The sequence below is a fragment of the Cobetia sp. PDI-23MA genome (assembly GCF_059507735.1).
The window spans coordinates 2,552,948-2,575,798 of the sequence record NZ_CM183352.1 but is presented as its reverse complement, the minus strand read 5'-3'; the positions used below and the strand labels follow the sequence as shown (position 1 = coordinate 2,575,798).

At 63.3% G+C, this 22,851-nt stretch carries 22 protein-coding genes; 12 read left to right on the top strand and 10 right to left on the bottom strand.

The features are described 5' to 3' along the window. Window position 1: 1 nt before the first annotated feature. Both rsxA and AC5WNJ_RS10880 read right to left on the bottom strand, forming a co-directional pair. Window positions 2–583, bottom strand: a complete 582-nt coding sequence (gene rsxA / locus AC5WNJ_RS10885) for an electron transport complex subunit RsxA (protein ID WP_043334102.1) — start codon at window positions 581–583, stop codon at window positions 2–4. Window positions 584–599: 16 nt separating this feature from the next. After that, complete coding sequence (locus AC5WNJ_RS10880; protein ID WP_495929670.1) at window positions 600–890, bottom strand: hypothetical protein; 291 nt, start codon at window positions 888–890, stop codon at window positions 600–602. A 30-nt stretch (window positions 891–920) separates the two neighbouring features. Between AC5WNJ_RS10880 and AC5WNJ_RS10875 the strand changes: the two genes are divergently transcribed. Continuing rightward, window positions 921–1,427, top strand: a complete 507-nt coding sequence (locus AC5WNJ_RS10875; protein WP_495929669.1) for a DUF3465 domain-containing protein — start codon at window positions 921–923, stop codon at window positions 1,425–1,427. 114 nt (window positions 1,428–1,541) lie between these two features. Here the strand turns inward: AC5WNJ_RS10875 and metG are convergent, their stop codons facing one another. Then, a complete protein-coding gene (gene metG, locus AC5WNJ_RS10870) occupies window positions 1,542–3,593 on the bottom strand; it encodes a methionine--tRNA ligase (protein WP_495929668.1) in 2,052 nt (683 codons plus the stop codon). 249 nt (window positions 3,594–3,842) lie between these two features. Between metG and AC5WNJ_RS10865 the strand changes: the two genes are divergently transcribed. Then, window positions 3,843–4,316, top strand: coding sequence for a tellurite resistance TerB family protein (locus tag AC5WNJ_RS10865; RefSeq protein WP_495929667.1), 474 nt, complete (start codon window positions 3,843–3,845; stop codon window positions 4,314–4,316). A gap of 139 nt (window positions 4,317–4,455) precedes the next feature. On the opposite strand, the gene AC5WNJ_RS10860 is transcribed toward AC5WNJ_RS10865, so the two are convergent. After that, complete coding sequence (locus AC5WNJ_RS10860; protein ID WP_253060935.1) at window positions 4,456–5,133, bottom strand: cell wall hydrolase; 678 nt, start codon at window positions 5,131–5,133, stop codon at window positions 4,456–4,458. A 547-nt stretch (window positions 5,134–5,680) separates the two neighbouring features. Between AC5WNJ_RS10860 and AC5WNJ_RS10855 the strand changes: the two genes are divergently transcribed. The 4 genes from AC5WNJ_RS10855 to AC5WNJ_RS10840 all read left to right on the top strand — a co-directional run bounded on the left by AC5WNJ_RS10855 (window position 5,681) and on the right by AC5WNJ_RS10840 (window position 10,488). Next, entirely contained in the window at window positions 5,681–6,394 is a 714-nt protein-coding gene (locus AC5WNJ_RS10855) for an RNA pseudouridine synthase (protein ID WP_495929666.1), read from the top strand. Window positions 6,395–6,593: 199 nt separating this feature from the next. Beyond that, window positions 6,594–7,430 carry an iron-sulfur cluster carrier protein ApbC gene (gene apbC / locus AC5WNJ_RS10850; RefSeq protein WP_495931042.1) on the top strand — a complete coding sequence of 279 codons (837 nt, stop codon included), beginning with the start codon at window positions 6,594–6,596 and terminating at the stop codon, window positions 7,428–7,430. Window positions 7,431–7,555: 125 nt separating this feature from the next. Next, window positions 7,556–8,122, top strand: coding sequence for a dCTP deaminase (gene dcd, locus AC5WNJ_RS10845; RefSeq protein ID WP_176677458.1), 567 nt, complete (start codon window positions 7,556–7,558; stop codon window positions 8,120–8,122). 374 nt (window positions 8,123–8,496) lie between these two features. Continuing rightward, a complete protein-coding gene (locus AC5WNJ_RS10840; RefSeq protein WP_495929665.1) occupies window positions 8,497–10,488 on the top strand; it encodes an autotransporter outer membrane beta-barrel domain-containing protein in 1,992 nt (663 codons plus the stop codon). A 138-nt stretch (window positions 10,489–10,626) separates the two neighbouring features. Here the strand turns inward: AC5WNJ_RS10840 and purN are convergent, their stop codons facing one another. Both purN and purM read right to left on the bottom strand, forming a co-directional pair. Then, on the bottom strand, window positions 10,627–11,403 hold the full coding sequence (gene purN, locus AC5WNJ_RS10835; RefSeq protein ID WP_253060930.1) for a phosphoribosylglycinamide formyltransferase: 777 nt from the start codon (window positions 11,401–11,403) through the stop codon (window positions 10,627–10,629). Then, entirely contained in the window at window positions 11,400–12,482 is a 1,083-nt protein-coding gene (gene purM, locus AC5WNJ_RS10830; RefSeq protein ID WP_495929664.1) for a phosphoribosylformylglycinamidine cyclo-ligase, read from the bottom strand. Before purM ends, purN begins: the two co-directional genes overlap by 4 nt. A gap of 310 nt (window positions 12,483–12,792) precedes the next feature. Here purM and AC5WNJ_RS10825 point away from each other — a divergent pair, with 310 nt between their 5' ends. The 3 genes from AC5WNJ_RS10825 to AC5WNJ_RS10815 all read left to right on the top strand — a co-directional run bounded on the left by AC5WNJ_RS10825 (window position 12,793) and on the right by AC5WNJ_RS10815 (window position 15,218). Then, window positions 12,793–13,902 (top strand): AI-2E family transporter, encoded by a 1,110-nt coding sequence (locus tag AC5WNJ_RS10825; protein WP_253060928.1) that lies wholly within the window; start codon window positions 12,793–12,795, stop codon window positions 13,900–13,902. Between the two features lie 40 nt (window positions 13,903–13,942). After that, complete coding sequence (gene hda / locus AC5WNJ_RS10820) at window positions 13,943–14,641, top strand: DnaA regulatory inactivator Hda (RefSeq protein WP_253060926.1); 699 nt, start codon at window positions 13,943–13,945, stop codon at window positions 14,639–14,641. 103 nt (window positions 14,642–14,744) lie between these two features. Continuing rightward, complete coding sequence (locus AC5WNJ_RS10815; RefSeq protein WP_495929663.1) at window positions 14,745–15,218, top strand: phosphate-starvation-inducible protein PsiE; 474 nt, start codon at window positions 14,745–14,747, stop codon at window positions 15,216–15,218. A 58-nt stretch (window positions 15,219–15,276) separates the two neighbouring features. On the opposite strand, the gene AC5WNJ_RS10810 is transcribed toward AC5WNJ_RS10815, so the two are convergent. Both AC5WNJ_RS10810 and AC5WNJ_RS10805 read right to left on the bottom strand, forming a co-directional pair. Beyond that, window positions 15,277–15,708, bottom strand: coding sequence for a secondary thiamine-phosphate synthase enzyme YjbQ (locus tag AC5WNJ_RS10810; protein ID WP_495929662.1), 432 nt, complete (start codon window positions 15,706–15,708; stop codon window positions 15,277–15,279). Window positions 15,709–15,857: 149 nt separating this feature from the next. Further along, a complete protein-coding gene (locus AC5WNJ_RS10805; protein ID WP_495929661.1) occupies window positions 15,858–16,766 on the bottom strand; it encodes a LysR family transcriptional regulator in 909 nt (302 codons plus the stop codon). Between the two features lie 719 nt (window positions 16,767–17,485). On the opposite strand from AC5WNJ_RS10805, the gene AC5WNJ_RS10800 reads away from it, so the two are divergent. The 3 genes from AC5WNJ_RS10800 to AC5WNJ_RS10790 all read left to right on the top strand — a co-directional run bounded on the left by AC5WNJ_RS10800 (window position 17,486) and on the right by AC5WNJ_RS10790 (window position 20,821). After that, window positions 17,486–19,507 (top strand): TonB-dependent receptor domain-containing protein, encoded by a 2,022-nt coding sequence (locus tag AC5WNJ_RS10800; RefSeq protein WP_495929660.1) that lies wholly within the window; start codon window positions 17,486–17,488, stop codon window positions 19,505–19,507. Between the two features lie 347 nt (window positions 19,508–19,854). Beyond that, window positions 19,855–20,316, top strand: a complete 462-nt coding sequence (locus AC5WNJ_RS10795; RefSeq protein ID WP_495929659.1) for a flavodoxin domain-containing protein — start codon at window positions 19,855–19,857, stop codon at window positions 20,314–20,316. A gap of 88 nt (window positions 20,317–20,404) precedes the next feature. Next, window positions 20,405–20,821, top strand: coding sequence for a hypothetical protein (locus AC5WNJ_RS10790; protein ID WP_495929658.1), 417 nt, complete (start codon window positions 20,405–20,407; stop codon window positions 20,819–20,821). 140 nt (window positions 20,822–20,961) lie between these two features. On the opposite strand, the gene ppnN is transcribed toward AC5WNJ_RS10790, so the two are convergent. Both ppnN and AC5WNJ_RS10780 read right to left on the bottom strand, forming a co-directional pair. Beyond that, window positions 20,962–22,374, bottom strand: a complete 1,413-nt coding sequence (gene ppnN, locus AC5WNJ_RS10785; RefSeq protein ID WP_495929657.1) for a nucleotide 5'-monophosphate nucleosidase PpnN — start codon at window positions 22,372–22,374, stop codon at window positions 20,962–20,964. Window positions 22,375–22,390: 16 nt separating this feature from the next. After that, window positions 22,391–22,690: a hypothetical protein gene (locus tag AC5WNJ_RS10780; protein ID WP_166018474.1), complete on the bottom strand. Its 300-nt coding sequence runs from the start codon at window positions 22,688–22,690 to the stop codon at window positions 22,391–22,393. Window positions 22,691–22,851: the final 161 nt, after the last annotated feature.

The window sequence follows — 22,851 nt, the reverse complement described above, 5'->3', positions numbered from 1 at the left end:
GTCAGATCTGCACCAGTCCGGAGAAGCCGAGGAAGGCCAGCGACATCAGGCTGGCGGTGATCATCGCGATGGCCGGGCCCTGGAAGGGGCGCGGCACATCGGCGACGGCCAGGCGTTCGCGCATGGCGGCGAACAGTACCAGTACCAGCGAGAAGCCGACGGCCGCGCCGAAGCCGTAGAGGGTGGCTTCCATGAAGCTGGAATTGCGGTTCAGGGTCAGCAGCGCTACGCCGAGGACCGCACAGTTGGTAGTGATCAGCGGCAGGAAGATGCCCAGCACCTGATAGAGCAGCGGGCTGGTCTTCTTGACTACCATCTCGGTGAACTGCACCACCACGGCGATCACCATGATGAAGGCGATGGTGCGCAGGTACTCGAGCCCCAGCGGCGCGAGGATGAAGTGATAGGTCAGGTAGGCGCACATCGAGGACAGCGTGAGCACAAAGGTGGTGGCCAGCGACATGCCCATCGCGGACTCCAGCTTGTTGGAGACACCCATGAAGGGGCACAGGCCGAGGAACTGCACCAGTACGAAATTGTTGACCAGGATGGTGCTGATCAGGATAAGAAGGTATTCACTCATCAGGGGCGTCGCTCGGTCAGGGTGTTTCGAAGGCGCTTCCGTGCTCGCGGCATGTGTTAACCGGCGCTCGCAGGCGATCAGGGCTGGTGCTGCCGCAAGCTGTCAGGAAGCTGCAGGGCAGGGGATCGTCGAGCGCGGCGGTATTATACGCAAGATGCTGCTGGCCGACAGCCTGTAGCGTGGCAAGCAAGGCGGAGTGTTGCCAGTATGAGACGACCATTGTTTCGCGTTTTGCTTGGTTCTTGAAGTAATAAAGAAGAATTCCTTTATTACTTTTATTGATTGTGACGTGATCAGAGACTTTCACGTCATCCAGGGGTGGCACAAGGAGCGGGATATGCGCAGGACAGGAACACGCGGCCGTCGGCCGTTATGGGTCATCATCCTGGTGGTGGCGATGGCGGGCATCTCGCAGCTGACGGGCAATGGCAACTTCTCGCTTTCCCAGCTGTGGGATGACTTCCAGTCGCCGCAGGCCGAGGCGACGCAGGGAGAAGGCACCTCCTCGGCGGACGAAAGCCGACTCAGGCGCGCCATCAGTGCGCAGCAGAGTGATGTTCAGGTACGTGGCACGGGGGAGGTGATACGTCTGCTCCGGGATGATCTCAAGGGCAGCCGTCATCAGAAGTTCCTGATTCGGGTCGCGGGCGGCACCACCATTCTGGTGGCGCACAACATCGACCTCGCGCCGCGCATCGACAGTCTTCAGGTCGGTGATCGCATCGGCTTCTATGGAGAATATGAATGGACCAACAAGGGTGGCGTGATCCACTGGACGCACCATGATCCCGGTGGCCGCCATGTGGATGGCTGGCTGGAGCACGCGGGTCGCCGCTACGAGTAGCCGTCTCGGCGTCTGGAGGCGACGCATTAACGACAACGCCCCGCCAGAGCGATTCTGGCGGGGCGTTGTGCTGAAGAGCCCTCGGAGAGGCTCGCTCAGTGCAGCGTCACGGCATCAGGTGACGCGCTGACCCGGCTTGGCGCCGGTGTGCGGCTCCAGCAGGTAGATGCCTTCGTCATCACCGGCGGCCAGCACCATGCCCTCGGACACCCCGAAGCGCATCTTGCGCGGTGCCAGGTTGGCGACCATCACCGTCAGGCGGCCTTCCAGGGCTTCCGGCGCGTAGGCGGACTTGATGCCGGAGAAGACGGTGCGCGTCTCGCCACCGATATCCAGCGTCAGCTTGAGCAGCTTGGCCGCCTTCTCGACGTGCTCCGCCTTGACGATCTTCGCCACGCGCAGGTCGGTCTTCATGAAGGTATCGAAGTCGATCTCCTCGGCGATCGGGTCGGCGTCGAGCGGGCTCGGCGCGGCAGCGGCCTCTGCCTTGGCGGTGCCGTCCTTGATCTTCTGCTCCTCGACCAGCACTTCGCGCGAGGCCTCGAGCATCTTGTCGATGCGCTCCGGCTCCACTCGGGTCAGCAGCGGCTTGAACTTGTTGATGGCGTGATCGGTCAGCACGCTTTCACGGCTGGCCCAGTCGAGGCTCTCGAGGTTCAGGAAGTCGCGTGCCTTGTCGGTCAGTTCCGGAATCACCGGCGCCAGATAGACCATCAGCTGGCGGAACAGGTTGATGCCCACGGAGCAGACGTCGAGCACTTCCTGCTCGCGGCCGTCTGCCTTGGCCATCGCCCACGGTGCCTTGTCGGCGATATAGGTGTTGGCTTCATCGGCCAGCTCCATCACCTTGCGCATGGCGCGCGCGAACTCACGGGCTTCGAAGTCCGCCGCGATGCCTTCGCCAGCGGCGATGAAGCGCTCGACCAGCTCCGGCTCGGCGCAGGTCGCGGACAGCTTGCCGTCGCCGAACTTCTTGACGAAACCGGCGCAGCGGCTGGCGATGTTGACCACCTTGCCGACCAGGTCGGAATTCACGCGCGCGGTGAAGTCCTCGAGGTTGAGGTCAAGATCATCGACGCCGGAGGTCAGCTTGGCGGCGAAGTAGTAGCGCAGGTATTCCGGGTTGAGGAACTGCGCGTAGGTGTCGGCCTTGATGAAGGTGCCGCGCGACTTGGACATCTTGGCGCCGTTGACGGTCACGAAACCGTGGCAGTTGACGCCGGTCGGGGTGCGCATGCCGGCACCTTCCAGCATCGCCGGCCAGAACAGGGCGTGGAAGTAGACGATGTCCTTGCCGATGAAGTGATAGACCTCGGCGTCGGAATCGGCCTTCCAGTAGCTGTCGAAGTCGATGCCCTGCTTCTCGCACAGGTTCTGGAAGCTGGCAAGGTAGCCGATCGGCGCGTCCAGCCATACATAGAAGTACTTGCCCGGCGCGTCGGGAATCTCGAAGCCGAAGTAGGGCGCATCGCGGGAGATGTCCCACTCGGCCAGCCCCGCCTCGAACCATTCCTGCAGCTTGTTGGAAATCTGGCTCTGGACGCGGCCACTCTTCGTCCATTCCTTGAGGAAGTTCTCGAAGTTCGGCAGCTTGAAGAAGTAGTGGGTGGAGGTGCGCATTTCCGGCGTGGCGCCGGAGATGGCCGAGACCGGATCGATCAGCTCGGCCGGCGTGTAGGCCGCGCCGCAGGCTTCACAGTTGTCACCGTACTGGTCTTCGGTCTTGCACTTCGGGCAGGTGCCCTTGATGAAGCGGTCGGCCAGGAACAGACCCTTGACCGGATCGAACATCTGCTCGATATCGCGTGTGGCGATATGGCCGGCATCACGCAGTGCCAGATAGATGCGCTCGCTGTGGGCGCGGTTCTCCGGCGAGTGCGTGGAGTGATAGTTGTCGAAGCCGACGCCGAACTTGGCGAAGTCGGCCTGATGCTCGTCACTCACACGCTGGATCAGCTGCTCGGCGGTGATACCTTCCTGCTCGGCACGCAGCATGATGGCGGTGCCGTGGGCGTCATCGGCGCACACGTAATGGCATTCGTGGCCACGGCTTTTCTGGAAGCGTACCCAGATGTCGGTCTGGATGTACTCAAGCAGGTGACCCAGGTGGATCGACCCATTGGCATAGGGCAGGGCACTGGTAACCAGAATCTTGCGCGCTGACATGAGGCCTCGTCTTGACGGTAAAGGGCGCCTGCTGCGCAGTGCGCAGCCACTCGCCGGGATGACTCGTGATAAGGGGCGAACGCATCGCCCCGTCGGGATGGGCGCTACTATATCGCGAAGGCGCGGGCGGCGCGAAGGGCGCGTCGCGTCACCGGCAACGCAGCCGTGCGCAACTGTGAGGTTGCAACGCGTGCCGCTGCCCTTATGAAGGAATCAAGGACACTACATTTCCCGTTCCTGGAGGTCAGCATGCCAGCTCAGCTATCCGTCGCCGGTCAGATCAATCGTCTCATCCGCCAAGTGATGATGCCCGGCAGCAACGCCCGCCCCAATGAGGAGCTCGGCCCGGAACTCGCCATGGCTGTGCTGATGTTCGAGGTGGTGCGCGCCGATGACCATCTCGATGTGCGCGAGCGGGAAGCCTTGGCGCGCCAGCTGGCCGAGCGCTTCTCGCTGGGGGATGAGGAGCTTGCCAGCCTGCTGACCCAGGCCGAGCAGGATGCCGAGCAGGCCACGGACCACTACCGCTTCGTCAAGCAGCTCAACGAGCACATGAGCCTTGAGGAGCGCAGCGAACTGATCGGCATGCTCTGGGAGCTGGCCTGGGCCGATGGCGAGCTGGACCCCCAGGAGGAGCATCGCATCCGCCGTCTTGCCGGGCTGCTGCATGTCAGCCACAGCGAGTTCATCCGCACCAAGTTGGCGGCCCGGCCGGACAAGTAAGTGACAACCCGCTCTCATGCAGACGCCCCCGTTGCCGATGGCAGCGGGGGCGTCGTGTTTATGGCTTCTGATCGCAGGGTGTCTGGAGCAAGTATCGGCTGGCTCTCTGCAGCGGTCTTCCAGCAGCAGTGGCTCGCGCTCAGTTGCGATAGAACAGGTGTTGACCGATGCGCGCGGTGCGCACGAAGCGCTTGGCCCAGTAGGGCGTGGCATAGCGGGCGTGGAAGTAGAGGGCGCCGTCGGTGACGTCTTCCAGCTGATGGTTGAGTGCCTGGCGGGCCACGTCGCGGGCCTCGGCGTAGGCGGCAGGTTCGCGAATGCGGTCGGAGCGCCCGTCACACCACCAGGAGAACTGGCAGCTGCCGCTTTCGCCACCCTGCTTGACCACGCCGCACAGGCTATCGGGGAAACGCGGGTCGGCGGCGCGGTTGATCACCACATTGACGATACCCTGCATGCCGCTTCTGCCTTCGCCCTTGGCTTCCCAATAGGCGGCGCGCGCCAGGCAGGTCAGGGGGTCATCCACCGGTCGCTGGCCGTTGGGGTCGATCGCCTTGGCGCCGGCCTTGCTGAGCAGCAGGTTCTCGGGCACATCGCTTTCGCCTTGCACCAGCAGGCTTTCCAGCCGCTCGGCCTTGACGGCTGCCTTGGCCGCGGTGGTCGGTGCGGCAGGCGCGTCCGAGGCGTGCGGCGCGGAGCAGCCCGCGGCCAGTGTCAGGCCGAAGATCAGTACCAGATGACGAAGCGTGAGAGCGCTGCTGATGGCGTAGCGCCGAGTGTGAGTCAGCGGGCGGGGCGATGTGGGAGATAAACGCATGCAAGATACCTGTGAACGTTGCCTGGGAAGCGCAGCAAGGCGGGATGGCGCGCAGGGTAAAGCCGGGTTGATCGTACACCTTCGGCTGGCGTGTCACTGACGGAGGCTCAAGCGTTGGCCATCGGCTTCCTCGGTAGCGACAGTTGACGCGCAAGCGCATCAGTTTGCCTGACCCTGGCCCTGTATGGTTCAGAGTGAGCTTCAACGCAACTCTGACGTTTTGCCGCGCAAAGGGTTCCGCAAGTGTCACCACGCGGTTGCGTGGCGATGGCGCATGCCCAGGCGTAGTGGAACAGATGAGCTGGCGGAGAGCAGCCCCGGACTTTGTGGGGCACGTCAGATGATCTGCCGAAGCGCGCAGCACCGATTTATGGCCCCGCAGCCTAGCATCTTCGGTGTGTCTCGTCCGTGCCATCCTCGGCGCATGCCGTTATCATGGCGGGCCAGCCTTGATGACCCTGTCAGGCGTCCCGCTTCTTTTTATCTATCTGCGCTTCTGCGTGCTGCTGCTCTGCCTGTTGCCTGCGTCGCTGCCTCGAGAGTCCCCATGACCGAACCCGTCCGTCTATCCAAGTTTCTGGCCCATCAGCAGGGCATCTCGCGCCGCGAGGCCGAGCATCTCATCGCGCAAGGTGTGGTGCGTGTCGCGGGTGAGGTCATCGAGGCACCGTTCTTCAAGGTTACGGATCAGGTCGTCACGGTCGACGAGGGGGCCAGCATGGAACCCATCGCGCCGATGACACTGCTGTGGTACCAGCCGCCGGGCACGCCGCTGCCGGACCCTCTGACCCTGCGTGACGGCGCGCCGCGCAGTGCACTCGACAACAGCGGTGCCGACTGGCTCAAGGTGCATTTCCTGTCCCAGCAGCCGCTGGCCGAGCTCGGCGAGGATGAATCCGGTCTCGCCGTGTGGTCACAGAACCGTGGCGTGATCCGCAAGCTGGGTGATGATCTGGACCAGCTGGAGCAGGAATACGTCGTCGAGGTGGAGGGAGCGCTGGATGACGAAGGTCTCAAGCGTATCGGCTTCGCGCTGTGTGCTGACATCCGCGGCCGCAAGCCCAAGGTCAGCATCAGCTGGCAGAGCGACACCCGTTTGCGCATCGCCATGAAGCGGGTGCCGATGGGGGGTATCCGCGCTGCGGTCGAGGGGCAGGGCCTCAAGGTCATCGAGGTGCGTCGTCTGCGTCTGGGCGCGATTCTGCTCGGCCGCATGGCGCCGGGCGAGTGGCGCTTCCTGCCGGTCGACGTGCGCTTCTGATTCCTGATCTCAAGGGCATGGCGTCCACGGCCCGGGGCATGGCTGATCGGTACTGATGCATCCAGGCATTGTCTATCTGGGCACTGTCTATCAGGACATGGTTCATCGGCTTGGCCCGTATCGCGGTGGCAGGCATACTGTGCCCATCGTGTTCCACGGCTTTTTTCGCTGACAGTTCAGACGCCTGCGCGCCACATTCATCGCGCCGCGCAGGGCGTCACAGGAGTTTCAAGGTATGGAAGGTATCAAGCACATTGTCGCGGTCGCTTCCGGCAAGGGAGGCGTCGGCAAGTCCACCGTCACCGCCAATCTGGCGCTGGCATTGGCGGCGGAAGGGCTCAAGGTCGGCCTGCTGGACGCCGACATCTATGGCCCGAGTCAGGCGCAGATGTTCGGCGTGCCGAGTGGTCAGCGTCCGGAAATGGCCGGTGAGCAGGTCTTCAGCCCCATCGAGGCGCATGGCATCAAGACCATGTCGATGGCCTATCTGGTCGACGTGAAGGACCCGATGGTCTGGCGTGGCCCGATGGTCGCCGGCGCCTTCCAGCAGCTGCTCAACCAGACCGCCTGGGGCGAGCTTGACGTGCTGCTGATCGACATGCCGCCGGGCACCGGTGACATCCAGCTGACCCTGTCGCAGAAGGTGCCGGTCTCCGGCGCCGTCATCGTCACCACGCCGCAGGACATCGCACTGCTGGACGCCCAGAAGGGCATCGAGATGTTCCGCAAGGTCAAGGTGCCGGTGCTTGGGGTGGTCGAGAACATGAGCACTCATACCTGCAGCCAGTGTGGCCATAGTGAAGCGGTCTTCGGCGCGGGCGGTGGTGAGCGTATTGCCGATGAGTACCAGACTCGTCTGCTGGGCCAGCTGCCGCTGACCCTGAGCATTCGCGAGAATGCCGATGGCGGTCGCCCGAGCGTGATCGCGGAGCCGGACGGCGAAGTGGCCGCGAGCTTCCGCGCCGTCGCGCGTCAGGTCGCCGAGTCTCTGGAAAGTGCCGGCGCGGACGAAGGCCCGAGCATCAGCTTCAGCTGAGCCCGACGCGCCACGCGCAAGCCGCGCTTGCCGAGGTTTCCAGTGACGCAGCGGGCCGGTATCATGCTGGCCCGCGTTTCATGGCGCTCACGCGTCTCTCCCCATCAGTCAGTCAGGTACGCTCGATGAGCATCAAATCCGACAAGTGGATCCGTCGCATGGCCGAAAGCCACGACATGATCGACCCCTTTGAGCCCGATCAGGTGCGCTTTCACGATGAGCGCCGTGTGATTTCCTACGGCACCTCCAGCTACGGCTACGATGTGCGCTGCTCGGATGAGTTCAAGGTCTTCACCAACATCCATTCGGCGACGGTGGACCCCAAGCACTTCGACGAGAAGAGCTTCGTGGACGTGAAGGGCGACTCCTGCGTGATTCCGCCCAACTCCTTCGCGCTGGCCCGTACCATCGAGTACTTCCGTATTCCGCGTAACGTGCTGACCATCTGCCTGGGCAAGTCCACCTACGCGCGTTGCGGCATCATCGTCAACGTGACGCCGCTGGAGCCGGAGTGGGAAGGCCACGTCACCCTCGAGTTCTCCAACACCACCAACCTGCCGGCGCGTATCTACGCCAACGAAGGCGTGGCACAGATGCTGTTCCTCGAGTCCGATGAAGTCTGCGAGACCAGCTACAAGGATCGCGGCGGCAAGTATCAGGGCCAGCGTGGCGTGACACTGCCGCGTACCTGATACCTCTTGCTGCACGCCTGGGTATTGCGTTCACGCAAGTGACCCGCACGCCGCAGGCCAAGAGTGCGGCAGGCCAAGGGTGCGGCAAGACAAGCAAGCCAAGAGCGCCTCCTGCGGGAGGCGCTTTTTTTGTGCTTGCCTGTGGCGTGTGGCGACGGTGGCAAGAAAGAGGCGATGACAAGAAAGAGACGACGGCGGAATGGGAGATGCCGATGGCAGTCGCGAGAACGTGACATGCTCGCAAGGCGCTGAGTCTTAGCCGGAAGTTGAACGAAACACGTGATTCAATCATTCGTTTTATTGCCTATGCTTGTCTGCAGGCCACCCCCAGAGTGGCTGCAGGACGGATACCTCCCACAAGCAAGGGGCACGCCATGCCATCGCGTTCACATCGCGCTGTATTCCCTCCGGCCAGCGGTCTGGCCCGACGTTTCACTCTCACGAGTCTCGCTCTCGCCATCAGCACCACCTTGCTGGCGACTCCCGCACAGGCCTATACCAATCTCTATCTCTTCGGCGACAGCCTGAGCGACTCTGGCCAGTTCCCCGATACCACTCTGGGTGGCCTCAATAGTCTGCGCTTCACCAACCGCAGCGGTCCGGATTACGAGAATTCGGCCTATGGCAGCGTCTCGACCCAGTTGCTGGCCACGGAACTGGGGCTGGCGGCAGAGCCCTCCACCTCGGTGATCTATCAGCTGGCCGGCTTCAGTGACGGCACCAACTACGCGGTGGGCGGTTACACCACGGCGCAGATTCTGGCCTCGGTGACCGATGAGGATGGCTCCGAGGTGGTCATTCCCGCGGGCAGCCCGGGCGCCGGCACGGTGCTCAGGGTCGAGGATGGCTATCTGGTCAGCACCGGCGGCAGTGCCGACCCGGACGCCCTCTATTACGTCAACGGCGGTGGCAATGACTTCCTGCAGGGCGTGATCACCTCACCGGCCACGGCGGTCGCCTCTGCCGGCAATCTGGCCGCGGCGGTGGAGGCGCTGGCAGCGGCGGGTGCCACCACCATCATGGTTTCCAATCTGCCGGATGTCGGCAGCACCCCGGCCGGCCAGTCGGCGGGCGCGGCGCAGGCGGCGGGGACCTCCGCGCTGGTGGGCGTCTTCAATGATGCGCTGGGCGCGCGACTGGCGGCGCTGGATGGCGAGGTCAACATCATCCGCCTGGATACCGTCGGTATTCTCGAGGAGGTGCTGGCCTCGCCGGCCGAGTTCGGCTTCGCCGGCGACGTGCCGCTGACCCGGGTGTGCTTCTCGGACAGCTGCAACGTCACGCCCTACGGGCTGGGCGGCGCCGCGGAAGACCCTGACAAGCTGCTGTTCAATGATGGCGTGCACCCGACCACCGCCGGTCAGGAGATTCTGGCCGACTACGCCTATGCGATGCTCGCCGCGCCCTCGGTACTGGGGCTGGCACCGCAGCTGGGTACGGGGACGCTCAATGCCAGTCAGCGCAGCCTCGCCGATGAATTGCGTCCCGGCGCGCAGAAGCAGCGCTCCAGTGATGGCGAAGGCAAGGGCGTGCGCGTGTTCGCCATCGGCTCGGCCAGTGGCGGCACCGGCGATGGCGAGACTTCCACCGGCCAGCAGGGCTTTGACAGCGAGCAGCGCGGTGCGGGTGTCGGCGTGATGTTGCCGCTGGACAACGCGCTCGGCCAGGCCTGGGGCGGTGTTGCGGTCAGTCAGCGCAATGCGGACTTCGATGTCGATGATGGCAGTGAGCTTGAGCTGGAAGGGCAGGTGTTCAGCCTGTTCGCGCGTCAGCAGCTGGGCAGGTTTGGCGTCCAGGCGGTGGCCAGCTACGGCGATTTCGATTACGACCTTGACCGCCATGTCGCGCTGGGTCAGTCATCGCGCACCCTGTCCGGTGAGACCGATGGCGATGGCTTCAGCGCCGAGGCGCGTCTCGATTATCGCCTCACCGCTGCCGATTCGCTGTGGTACAACGCGCCCTTCGTGGCCTATCGCCATACCGAGTCCGACATCGAGGGCTACACCGAATCCGGCTCTTCCGCCAACGCCCTGAGCGTCTCGGATCAGACGCTGCGCGATCGCCGGGTCGAGGCTGGCTTCATGGTCGACCGCGCCATCGCGGAGGGCTTCGGCCTCTACGGTGAGCTGGCCTACGGCAAGCGTCTGGATGATGACGCCGACAGCGCTGAGGTGCGACTGGCGAGCCTGCCGACCAATGCCTACCACGGCGAGGATCTCGATCGCGGCAGCGACAACTACCTGCGTGTCGACGGTGGCTGGCGCATGCAGCTGGGCCGCAATGCCATGCTGCATCTGGGCGCCGGCATCGAGACCTGGGATGAGGTGACGGCGCGCGGGGAGGTGGGGGTCAGCTACACCTTCTGAAAGCGAATGCCATCGAGAGAGAAGTGAATCAGTAGAAACAAGAAGACCCCGCGACATCGGCATGTCGCGGGGTCTTGTGTTGTCAGCTCGCTGTCAGCTTTCCATCAGTTCGCTGTTCGTCAGTTCGCTGTCAACGGATCAGTCTTCTTCGCCTTCCGGCAGCTCATCGCTGAGCTCTTCTTCCACATCGGCGTGGGAAAGGCGCAGACCGCCCACCGGCAGGGTGTGGCCGTCGAGCTTGGCCACATCGCCGTCGAGCGTCAGGCGGCCTTCGAGGAACCAGCGCACTGCGATCGGGTAGATCAGGTGCTCACGCGTGTGCACGCGCTCCTTCAGGCTGGCCTCATCATCGCCGTCCAGCACGTTGGCGACGGCCTGGATCGCGACCGGACCACCGTCGAGCTCCTCGGTGACGAAGTGCACGCTGGCGCCGTGTTCCTTCTCGCCGGCTTCCAGTACCTTGCGATGGGTATCCAGCCCTGGCCAGGCCGGCAGCAGTGACGGATGAATGTTGATCAGGCGGCCGAAGAAGCGCTGCACGAAGATCGGCGACAGGATGCGCATGAAACCGGCCAGCACGATGAGGTCCGGTTCATGACGCTCGATCACCTTGATCAGGGCGCCATCGTAGTGCTCGCGGTTCTCGTACTCATCATGCGGCAGCACCACGGCATCGACGCCGGCGTCGCGCGCACGTACCAGGCCGTAGGCATCGGCCTTGTTGGAGATGACCGCGACCACGTCGCCGCCCAGCTCGTCGTGTTCCTGCGCTTCCAGCAGCGCCTGCAGATTGCTGCCGCTGCCGGAAATCAGTACCACGACGCGCGGGCGAACCGGCGCATCGTCTGCCTCGAAACCGTTGCCGAAGCCGCCGAGAGTGTCACCATTGGAGGCGTTGGTAGTCGGTTCGATCATGCGGACAGATTCTCCAGCTGGACCTGCTCTTCCAGCTCCTTGCGGGCGCGGATGCTGCCGAGGGTGAAGACGGTCTCGCCCTGGGCTTCCAGGTGAGCACGTGCGGCGGTGGCGTCAGACTCAGCGACGACCACGACCATGCCGACACCACAGTTCAGCACGCGGTGCATCTCGTGTTCTTCGACGTTGCCCTGCTGCTGCAGCCAGTCGAAGATGGCCGGGCGCTTCCAGCTGGCGACGTCGATCTCGGCGGTGCAGTCTTCCGGCAGCACGCGCGGGATGTTCTCTAGCAGGCCGCCACCGGTGATGTGGGACATGGCGTGCACGGACAGGCCGCTTTCCTTGAGCAGCGACAGCAGCGGCTTGACGTAGATGCGCGTCGGCGCCATCAGGGCGTCAGCCAGCGGCTGGCCGTCGATTTCCTGCTCCAGCAGGGAGGCATCGGCGACTTCGAGAATCTTGCGGATCAGCGAGTAGCCGTTGGAGTGCGGGCCGGAGGAGGCCAGACCCAGAATCACGTCGCCTGCGCCGACCTTCTTGCCGTCGAGGATCTCGGACTTCTCGACCACACCGACGCAGAAACCGGCCAGGTCGTAGTCGCTGCCTTCGTACATGCCCGGCATTTCAGCGGTTTCACCGCCGACCAGCGCGCAGCCGGACTGCAGGCAGCCTTCGCCGATACCGGTGACGACGTCAGCGGCGATGTCGACGTCGAGCTTGCCGGTGGCGTAGTAATCGAGGAACTGCAGCGGCTCGGCGCCGGCGACCACCAGGTCATTGACGCACATGGCCACCAGATCGATGCCGATGGTGTCGTGACGGTTGAGGTCCATGGCCAGGCGCAGCTTGGTGCCCACGCCATCGGTGCCGGTGACCAGCACGGGCTGGCGGTAGCCTGCCGGCAGTTCGCACAGGGCGCCGAAGCCACCCAGACCACCCATCACTTCCGGGCGGTGAGTGCGCTTGGCGACACCCTTGATGCGTTCGACGAGGGCGTTGCCTGCATCGATATCGACACCTGCATCCTTGTAGCTCAAGGAAGTCTTGCTGGGCGAGGAGTCCTGGGGGCGTTGCGTCATGTGAGGTTCCTGTCGGTGCGGCCTGGGCGGTGAGACACGATCGATCGCGGGAAAAGAAAGGCGGCCATTGTAGCATTGCGCTTCGCAGCTGACACTGTGCCGATTCACAAAGCTGCATCAAAATGTGAAAAGGCCGCCGCGCCAGTCATGGCAGGCCCTGTCGCGCCTTGGATGGCGCCGGGAGAGGCAATGTCAGACGAGTGAGCGGCGCGTGTCTTGTGGGTGACTCGGCGACAGGCAACAATGGGTGATGCGTGCGCCGTCGGCAGTCAGCCGTCACGAGTGCCCCGGCTTGTCTCAAGGAGTGAAGATGCAGCGTAAATGGTGGTTGCTGGCCGCAGGCGTAGCCCTGCTGGGATTGCTGGTTCTGTTGGAGCCTATCCTGATGCCGTTCTTCATCGGCATGATTCTCGCCTATCTGGGTGATCCGCTGGCCGACTGGCTGGAAGACAAGGGCCTGTCGCGCCATCTGGCGGTCACGCTGGTGTTCAGCGTGCTTTCACTGGTGCTGTTGATCGCCATGCTGATTCTGGTGCCGCTGCTCGGGCGCCAGCTGGCACAGCTGATCAGCTTCATGCCGGTGGTCTTCAACTGGATACGCGAGACGGTGCTGCCGGAAATCCAGGCGTTCACCGGGCTGGATTTCAGTGCCGATTTCGATCAGGTCCGCTCGCTGCTGCTGGGCAACTGGAAAGAGACCGGCACCTTCGCCGCCGCGCTGCTGGGTACCGTCTCCAAGTCCGGGCTGGCGATGGCCATCTGGCTGGGCAATCTGGCGCTGATTCCCGTCGTCACCTTCTATCTGCTGCTCGACTGGGACCGCATGAAGGAGAAGCTGCAGGGCCTGCTGCCGCGCCATATGGAGCCCACCGCCACGCGTCTGGCGCATGACTGTGATGAGGTGCTGGGCGCCTTCCTGCGCGGGCAGCTGCTGGTGATGCTGAGTCTGGGCATCGTCTACGCCATCGGCCTGGCGATCATCGGGCTCAAGTTCGCGCTGTTGATCGGTCTGGTGGCGGGGCTTGCCAGCATCGTGCCGTATCTGGGCGTCATCGTCGGTATCCTGATCGCGGCCACGGTGGCCTTTTTCCAGTTCGGCGAGTGGTGGGCGCTGCTGGCGGTCGGCGGAGTCTTCGCGCTCGGCCAGCTGCTGGAAGGCGTGGTGTTGCAGCCGCTGCTGCTGGGCGACAAGATCGGACTGCATCCGGTCGCGGTCATCTTCGCGGTGATGGCGGGCGGCCAGCTGTTCGGCTTTACCGGCATTCTATTGGCCCTGCCGGTGGCGGCCGTGATCATGGTGCTCTTGCGTTATCTGCATGATCGCTATAAAAACAGTACTTTATATGACCAACAGCGTGATTCTCGCCCCGCGGTGGCTGCCGATCAGCCAGCACCGCCGGCGGCAGAGGATACCCAGTGATCGAGAGACGAGATCACGGCAACAACAATCAGCATGACGGATGGCAATGACTCAGGGACAGATGGCACTCGGCGTCGGGGTACGTGACGCCGCGACCTTCGACAACTACCACTTCACCTCGACCTCGCTGGCGGAGGCCCTCAAGGGGCAGCTTGCCGACGGCGGGGAGCCCTTCGTCTATCTGTGGGGCGGCGAGCAGAGTGGGCGTAGCCACCTGTTGCAGGCGGCCTGTCATCTGGCGGGCGAGCTGGGCAAGCGTGCCTTCTATCTGCCGCTCAATGAGCTGGGCCACTTCCCGCCGCACATGCTCGAAGGGCTGGATGAGATGGACCTGGTCGCCATCGATGACCTGGATGTGGTGATCGGTCGCCAGCGCTGGGAAGAGGCGCTGTTCCACCTCTACAACCGCCTGCGCGATGGCGGGCGGCATCTGCTGGTCAGCGCCAGCTGCGCGCCGCGTCTGCTGCCCGTCATCCTGCCGGATCTCGCCTCGCGCCTCTCCTGGGGCGTCACCTTCCATCTCTCGGGGCTGGATGATGCCCAGCGCCTCGAAGCGCTCAAATTGCGTGCCCGTGACCACGGCCTTGCACTGCCCGACGAAGTCGCCCGCTACATCCTGCATCGCGGGCCGCGTAGCCTGCCGGGCCTGTTCGCGGCGATGAGCGAACTCGACAACGCCTCGCTCTCCGCTCAGCGCAAACTGACCATTCCCTTCGTCAAGCAGACGCTCGGCTGGTAGGGCAGCGCCTGCGCGGGCCTGATGGCCCAATCTTGCCTTCATCACGACCGCGGCACCGATATTGCAGTCTCTTTCTCATCATCTCTGTCTGAGGACACGCGGCATGAACAGGCTGGACAAGCATCGGGAGCGCATGCACAAGCAAGCCAACTCGATCGGCAACTTGCTGGTCGAAGGTTTTCACTATCTTGGCCTGTTCGCCATCGGCGGCGCGATTGCCATCGCCTCGGTATCGGCCTTCTTCGAGATGTTCGCCAAGGGCTCGGCCAGCGTCGATGACATCCTGCTGCTGTTCATCTATCTCGAACTCGGCGCGATGGTCGGTATCTACTTTAAGACCAACCACCTGCCGATCCGCTTTCTGCTCTACATCGCCATCACCGCGCTGACGCGCTACCTCATCGGCGATGTCTCCCACCACAAGGCCCCCGATATCGGCCTGCTCTACCTCTGCGGCGGCATCTTCTTCCTCGCCCTCTCGGTACTCGCCGTGCGCTTCGCCTCCTATAAATATCCCTCCAGCCGCGCCATGGACCCGATGGGCGGCACGGTAGGGGACGAAGACTCGACGCGATGAGCCTGTGTTTCAGTAGCTTCGGAAGACCCAAAAGGCCGCGTTTGATCGCGGCCTTTCTTCATTCTCCACTCAGCGTCAGACACAGCCTGCGGCTGCCGCCGTGGTCACGGTGTTCGCCGAGCCAGATGCCTTGCCAGGTGCCGAGTGCGAGGCGATTGACGCCGCGGCGGGCTTCGACAGGCAGGGTGAGTTGGGTGCCGAGCAGGCTGGCGAGTACGTGGGCAGGCATGTCGTCATCGCCTTCCAACGTGTGGCGGAAGTAGGGCAGGTCGCCGGGCACCAAGCGGCGCAGGAAGGCGTCCATGTCGTGACGCACGTCGGGGTCGGCGTTCTCGTTGAGCGTCAGCGAGGCGGAGGTGTGCAGCAGCTGCACATGCAACAGGCCGACACTGACCGGCGGCATTTCGGCCAATGCCTGTTCCACCTCGTCACTGATGAGGTGAAAACCGCGCTTGCGGGCGGAGAGGGTGAGCGTGTCGCGTTGCCACATGAGAAGCCCTGCCTGTCGTTTATTCAGTACCTGCTAAACATGACAAGCCAGAACGCAAAAGGCCAGCCCCTGAGGGCTGGCCTTTTTTGCTGTGTGCCGCGCTGTATCGGTTCACCGCGAGGGTGAGGGCCGGCGTGGCAGAGCGTGAATCAACCGGCTGAGGTGGCGGCTTCGCTGACAGTGCGACGGGCGGCCTTGGCGGTGACGCGTTCCGGCTCTGTCTTGCCGATCTCGCGGGCGAGCCAGTCGGCGAGCATGCGCACGCGGGTCGGGATCGGGCCACGCGGCAGCAGCATGCCGATCTCGACCGGCGGAATCTCGTCGCATTCCAGACGCTTGAAGGACTGGCCGTTGCGCTCGCTGAGGGTGTTGACCCAGTCGGTCGGCAGCACGGCGCGAATCAGGCCATCGGCCACGTAGTCGGTGAGGACTTCGAGGTCATCTGACTGGATGTGATTCGGGCGCGGGTCTTCCGGGTGACGCGAAAGGGAGGTGCCGGACACCAGCGGTTCCAGCTCGCCCCACGGCAGTTCTTCCGGGTTCTCGACGTGAGAGGCCGCGTAGGCCGCCTGATGCCAGTGGGTCAACGGGCGGAAGACGTGGGTGCTGCCGGCCAGATGCGGGAAGCCGATCACCAGGTGTGGCTGGTTCTCGAGAATCTCGCGGCCGTTGTGCCACAGCTTCAGCTTGATATCGACGCCTTCGTGTTCCGACAGGAAGCTGGTCAGCGCGTGACCCAGGAAGTGACGACCCAGCGACGGCGTGGCGTGGATACGGATGGTACCGGTGAGGTCTGACTGGCGGTCTTCGATGGCGCGGTGCGCTTCATCATCGAGATTGGCCATCGAGCGTGCGTAACGGTAAAGGGTCTCGCCGGCTTCTGACAGGCGAATGCCACGATGACCACGCTCGACCAGGCGAGTGCCGAAACGGCCCTCAAGGGCGTCGAGGCGACGGCTGACAGTGGACTTGGGCAGGCGCAGGCGTTCTGCTGCGCGCGACAGGCTGCCGAGGTCCGCGACCATCAGGAAGGTGTTATAGGCGTCGATATCGCTCATCGAATAGGTCCGGTTGTTCAGAGGGTCGGGGTGTGCCGTCAGGGAAACACCCACCTTGTACGGGCCAAACGGGCCCGTTGCAGCGCCAGTCGCTGCACAACGGATTGCCTGTCGATGACCGTGCCCCTGAGGCCGCAGGGGGCTTCCCCCGGGCAAAGACGCGCTCATCGATCAACAACCGTAGCTGCCAGCCGGGCCTTCACGCGCGGCGGCAGGTCTTGCAACTGCTGCAGATATCTTCAGGGCCGAGGCCATCATCACAGGGCACTGTCCGGCGTGACAGCAAGCGCCCTTAATCTGAGCACGCTAACTATATCACTCTGCCCTTAGTGTTGCATCCAAAGACGCACACATTGCGCAAATCCGATCTCCGCAAGACGAAACCCTGTCGTGAAGCGAGAAATTTGCGTGGGAAAGGCACTTGTCGAGCCATGTCGGCTAAGACGTCAGTGGCTGGCGATGGTTCCGTATCTGATGACAGACAGGTGATAAAAAAGTGAATCCGGTGACTGCACGGGTGAAAAAGTGTGCAAATCAGGGCGTTTCTGGCGCTAGAGGCACGATCTGGCGCTGCAAGAGACGAGAAGTGACGCGCGCTGATTGCAGAAATTGCAGAGCGGCGTTGCAGGGAGTGTTGATGACGCAAATGTGCAAACGCGTGCATCATCTCGTTCGCAAAAAGAATCATTATTATTATTACTCTTGGGAACCCTCCGCTCATGACCGATCGCCTCACTCCGTGCGTGGCAGCCAGCGCTTCCCGCGCCACTGCTTTCACTCCGCGTCCGCTGGTGGCAGCCATTGCGCTGCTGTGTGCCAGTACTGCCCATGCAGAGACGCTGCAGATGGACACGCTGCAGATCGAGGACGATCGCCTCAACGCCACGGCGGTCATCGATAGTGAAGAGATCGCCCTGCATCAGGGGCATGATCTCAAGGATGTGTTCCGTGATACGCCGTCCGTCACCGTCGGCGGCACCACCGCCTCGTCCGAGAAGATCTACGTGCGTGGTCTGGAAGACACCAACCTCAACATCAGTGTCGATGGTGCCAGCCAGAACGGCTACTTGTTCCACCACAGCTCCAGCTTCAACATCGAGCCGGAACTGCTCAAGCGTGCCGAAGTCCAGGCCGGACCGGGCGCCGCCGACAATGGCCCCAACGCCCTGGGCGGCAGCATCAAGTTCGTCACCAAGGATGCCCAGGACCTGCTCAAGCCGGGTCAGACCTTCGGCGGCATGGTCAAGGGCAGCACCGAGTCCGCGGCAGATGCCGTCAAGGGCACGCTCTCTGTCTACGGTGAAGTCGCGCCGAACGCGGGCCTGCTGTTCTCGACCAGCGCACGCAACAGCGATGACTACCGCACTGGCGGCGGTGATGAAGAAGAGGGCACCGGCGGCCATCAGCGCAGTTACTTCGGCAAGTTCAGCCTGCTGGATCAGGGTGCTCACAGCCTGCGCATCAGCGCCGAGCACAACGAGGACACCGGCATCTACTGCGTGCGCCCCAACATGGAGTGTCAGGAGTTCAACAATGCCAAGGTCGATACCGACCTGAGCCGTGACACCTATACCGCCAACTATGACTTTGATCCGGGCTCGCGCCTGGTGGACGTGCACACCAACGTCTTCCATACCAGGGCCGAGCTGGAACGCACCACGGTTTCCACCGGCGCCGAGCTGAACGCCGATGTCGAGAGCTATGGCGGCGATCTCAACAACACCTTCCGTTTCGGCCCCGAGGACATGGACAACCGTCTGACGCTGGGTAGCGATTATGTCTACGACGAATCCAGCACCGGCGGCTTCGACGAGAAGGCCCGCAACCTCGCGCTCTACGCCCAGCACCGCATGACGCTTGGCGCGGTGGACCTGTCCTTCGGCGCACGTGTCGATGACTACAAGACCGAATACGCCAATGGCGAGACGCTGGATGACACCGATGTCAGCCCGAACGCGAGCCTCAACTGGCGTGTCGGCGGCGGTGTCGAGCTGTTCACCGGCTACTCCACGGCAGTACGCGGCAACAAGGGCCGTGAAGCCATCCTGGTCGATGGTGGTGTCGGTCCCGGCGAGAGCTTGGTGGTTGAGCCGGGGCTTGAGGCCGAGACCTCGCGCAGCACGGAAGTCGGCGCGCGCTGGAAGGGCAATGACCTCCTCACCCAGCGTGACCGCGCTGGCCTGGAAGTCACCTACTTCGATACCCACTTCGACAACTACATCACCGAAGAGAGTTCGGGCGGTGTGACCACTATCACCAACATGGAAGGTATCGTCACCAGCAAGGGTGTCGAGGCGCGTGCCACCTACGGCATCGGCGGCTGGGACATGACGCTGGGCTACCTGACCATGGACCTGGAAGACAACCAGGGCGAGACCGTGGTCGACGACATGGGCCTGGGCAACCAGACCGGTGATCGCTGGAGCCTGGACAACCGCTACACCTTCGCTGACCCGCAGATGACGATCGGCTGGACCGTGACCGCCTACGAGCGCCTCACTGACCTGCCGGATGATCAGAGCGAGCGCGCCGGTTACGCCACACACGATGTCTACGCCAGCTGGGTACCGAGCGACATGCCCGACCTGACCCTGACGGCCGGTATCTACAACCTGTTCGACAAGGAATATACCGACCAGAACACCTACTACCTGGAACCCAATAGCGCACGCGGCATCACCACGGGCGCCATCACCAGCCCGGGGCGTGACGTGCGTCTGTCAGCGGCGTATCGCTTCTGATCAGAAGGCTGAGTCAGCAAGTTCGCCCCTGACAGGGCGTCATCGCCAGCGATCGTGATCCAGGCTCGCAACGCAGGATGCTTCACTGGCAAGGCTTCGCAGCGCCATCGTGTTCTTCACGGTGGCGCTGTTTCGTTTGCGGGATGCTCAGAAGGGAGATGCCAGCTCCTGCTGCCTGCGTCCCGCAGGCGCGCTGTGCTAGCGATTCATCGGACCAGGCCCGCCTGCGTCTCGCAGGCTTGCTGTGCTACCATCGCGACCAAATGTCGGAGAGCGTCTGCGCGACGCTTCGCACTGCACTCACGTTCCCGTCACTGGCGGGTGATCGTTCGAATAAGGAAGGATGCATGGCGCTTCTGAAGATTTTTGTCGGCACGATGTATGGCGGTTCACTGGATGTGGCCGAGCAGGTGCAACCGTTGTTCGAGCAGGCCGGCTACACGGTCGAGGTGATCGACCAGCCGACACTGGCCGACCTGACTGACGCGCGCCCTGATCTGGCGCTGTTCGTCACCTCCACCACCGGCAGTGGCGATGTGCCGGGCAATCTGACCGGCTTCCTCAATGCGCTGTCTGCCGAGTCTCCGGCGCTGGATTGGCTGCGTTATGGGCTGATCGCCCTGGGCGACAGCTCCTACGGCGAGACCTACTGTGGCGCGGGGCGTCATCTGGATGAGCGTCTGGCCGACCTGGGCGCCACGCGTCACGGCGAGCGCCTCGAGATCGACGCCATGGAAACCTTCATGGCCGACGACGCGGCGCTGCCGTGGGTCGAGAGCTGGATTCCGACGCTCCCGGCTAGCGCTTGATGCCGTGGCCACGGCCTGATCCTGCGGCGGTGGGCTGGCCCGCCGTCTGCTTCTTCTGTTGTCCGTTCTTTCATCGAGACTGCTTCACATGCCGAAACTGAATCCTGATCATCCGCGTGCTCGCAACCTGACGCCGCAGCGTGTCTCCGTGCTGGCGGGTCTGGCGGTGGTAATGGTCGCCAATATTCCGCGTTTCCTGATCAGCGGCGAGAATACGCGTCTGATGCTGATCGTCGGCTTTGCCGTCGCCGTCAGCGCGCTGGGCATCTATATCTATCGCCAGCTGTCAGACACCGCCAAGGCCAAGGTGCCGACCATGATGCGTCGTCTGCTGGTCTGGCTGGTAGTAGGGCTGGCGGCGATGACGGCGTTCAACCTTGCCGCGCCGGTGCTCAACCGCCCCCAGGAAGGTGGGCTGGAGGTGCTGGTCGATGGTCTGACGCTGGGCCTGCTGGCGCATGTGATCAGCATGTGGATGCAGCGCCGTCGTGGTGAGGAAGGCTGAGTCTCGGTTCTTGAGGCTCATGAGATGCTGTCAGCAAGATCTTCCCGATAAACAAGAACGCCCCGATCAGCGATGATCGGGGCGTTCTTGTGATGGCTGATGAGGTGACGACACGCCTCAGCGTGCCATCACCGGGCCACTTACTTGCACAGGGTGTAGCAGGGCACGTAATCGCTGCCCGGCAGCTTCATGCGGCCCTGGGCGACGAAGGAGGTGAGCAGGGCGTCGAGACGCTCCATCAGCTCGGTTTCGGCGGTCAGGCGGAAGGGGCCGTCGCGCTCGATCTCCTCGATGCCTTCCTTCTTGACGTTGCCGGCGACGATGCCCGAGAAGGCGCGACGCAGGTTGGCCGCCAGTTCGTGCACCGGCTGGTTGCGGTGCAGCGCCAGGCCCGACATGTTGGCGTGGGTCGGCGCGAAGGGCTGCTGGAAGTGCGGCGCGATGTGCAGGCGCCAGTTGTAGTAGAAGGCATCCTGATGCTGGCGACGGAATTCCGCCACCTGGTCGATGCCACTGCGCATGGTGCGTGCCACCTCGACCGGATTGTCGATGATGATGCGGTAGCGCGAGCGCGCTTCCTCGCCCAGGGTGTAGGCGATGAACTCGTCGATCTGCTTGAAGTACTCGGCGCTGGACGCGGGGCCGGTGAAGATGACCGGGAATGGCAGCTCGCTGTTTTCCGGGTGCAGCAGAATGCCGAGCAGGTAGAGAATCTCTTCGGCGGTGCCCACGCCGCCCGGGAAGACGATGATGCCATGTGCGGTGCGCACGAAGGCTTCAAGGCGCTTCTCGATGTCCGGCATGATGATCAGTTCATTGACGATCGGGTTGGGCGATTCCGCGGCGATGATGCCCGGCTCCGAGATGCCCAGATAGCGGCCTTCCTTGCGACGCTGCTTGGCGTGCGCGACGTTTGCGCCCTTCATCGGGCCCTTCATGGCGCCCGGGCCACACCCGGTGCAGATGTCGAGGTCACGCAGGCCGAGGTGGTAACCCACGTCCTTGGTGTACTCGTATTCCTCACGGTTGATGGAGTGCCCGCCCCAGCAGGTGACCAGACTCGGCTCACGCGAGGACTTCAGGGCCCCGGCGTTGCGCAGGATATGGAACACCGCATTGGTGGTGCCTTCGGTGGTCGTGAGATCGAAACGTGGCGTGTTCTGGATCTCGTTGGCCACATAGACGATGTCACGCAGCACGCTGGAGAGATGTTCGCGAATGCCGCGGATCATCTTGCCGTCGACGAAGGCATCGCCGGGGGCGTTGTCGAGCTTGAGGCGAATGCCGCGGTCCTGCTGCAGTACCTCGATCTCGAAATTCTTGTGTGCGTTGAGCACCGCGACGCTGTCATCGGTCTGGCTGCCGCAATTGAGCACGGCCAGCGCACAGCGGCGCAGGATGTCGTGCAACCCGTTGGAGGAGGTGTCGCGCAGGCGATTGACCTCATCCTGGGAGAGCACTTCCAGGCTGCCTTCCGGCGAGATGATGGTCGAGACCAGCATGGAGCTGGCATCACGTGAATAGGTCGTCGCTTCGCTGGTGACAGAATTCATGACTGTCTTCCTTGTGTCAGGCGCCCACGGTGGTCTGGGCGCGTTTCCGGGCTTCTGCCCAGAGTTCAGCAATGCGCTCGCGGTCGTCCACGCTCATGCTGTCCTGGGCAAAGGCGTGCTGCATCCACTCTTCAAAGGTGGCGTCAAAGTCTTCCGCGACCACATCCTCGGGGTCGTAATCGGCGTTTTCCAGCACCAGTTCCACCTGGGGAATCATGTACCCCAGCGGGAACAGGTCATTTTCGGCACACTCGCTTTCCATGGCGAGCAGCGCCTTGTGAATGGCTTCGCCGCGTGCAGCCAGAGCATCAGACATCTAAAGCATCTCGTGTTTCGGGCCAGTCAGAAGATTGGCCAGGACAGGGGTAAAGCGCCGGGCCCGGGCGCGTCATCGTGACGTTGAACACGGCAGACGCGGCCAGGGTGGCAGCAGGCATTGTCCATGATGCTAACACGCGAGAGTGGCGGGGCGCAGCG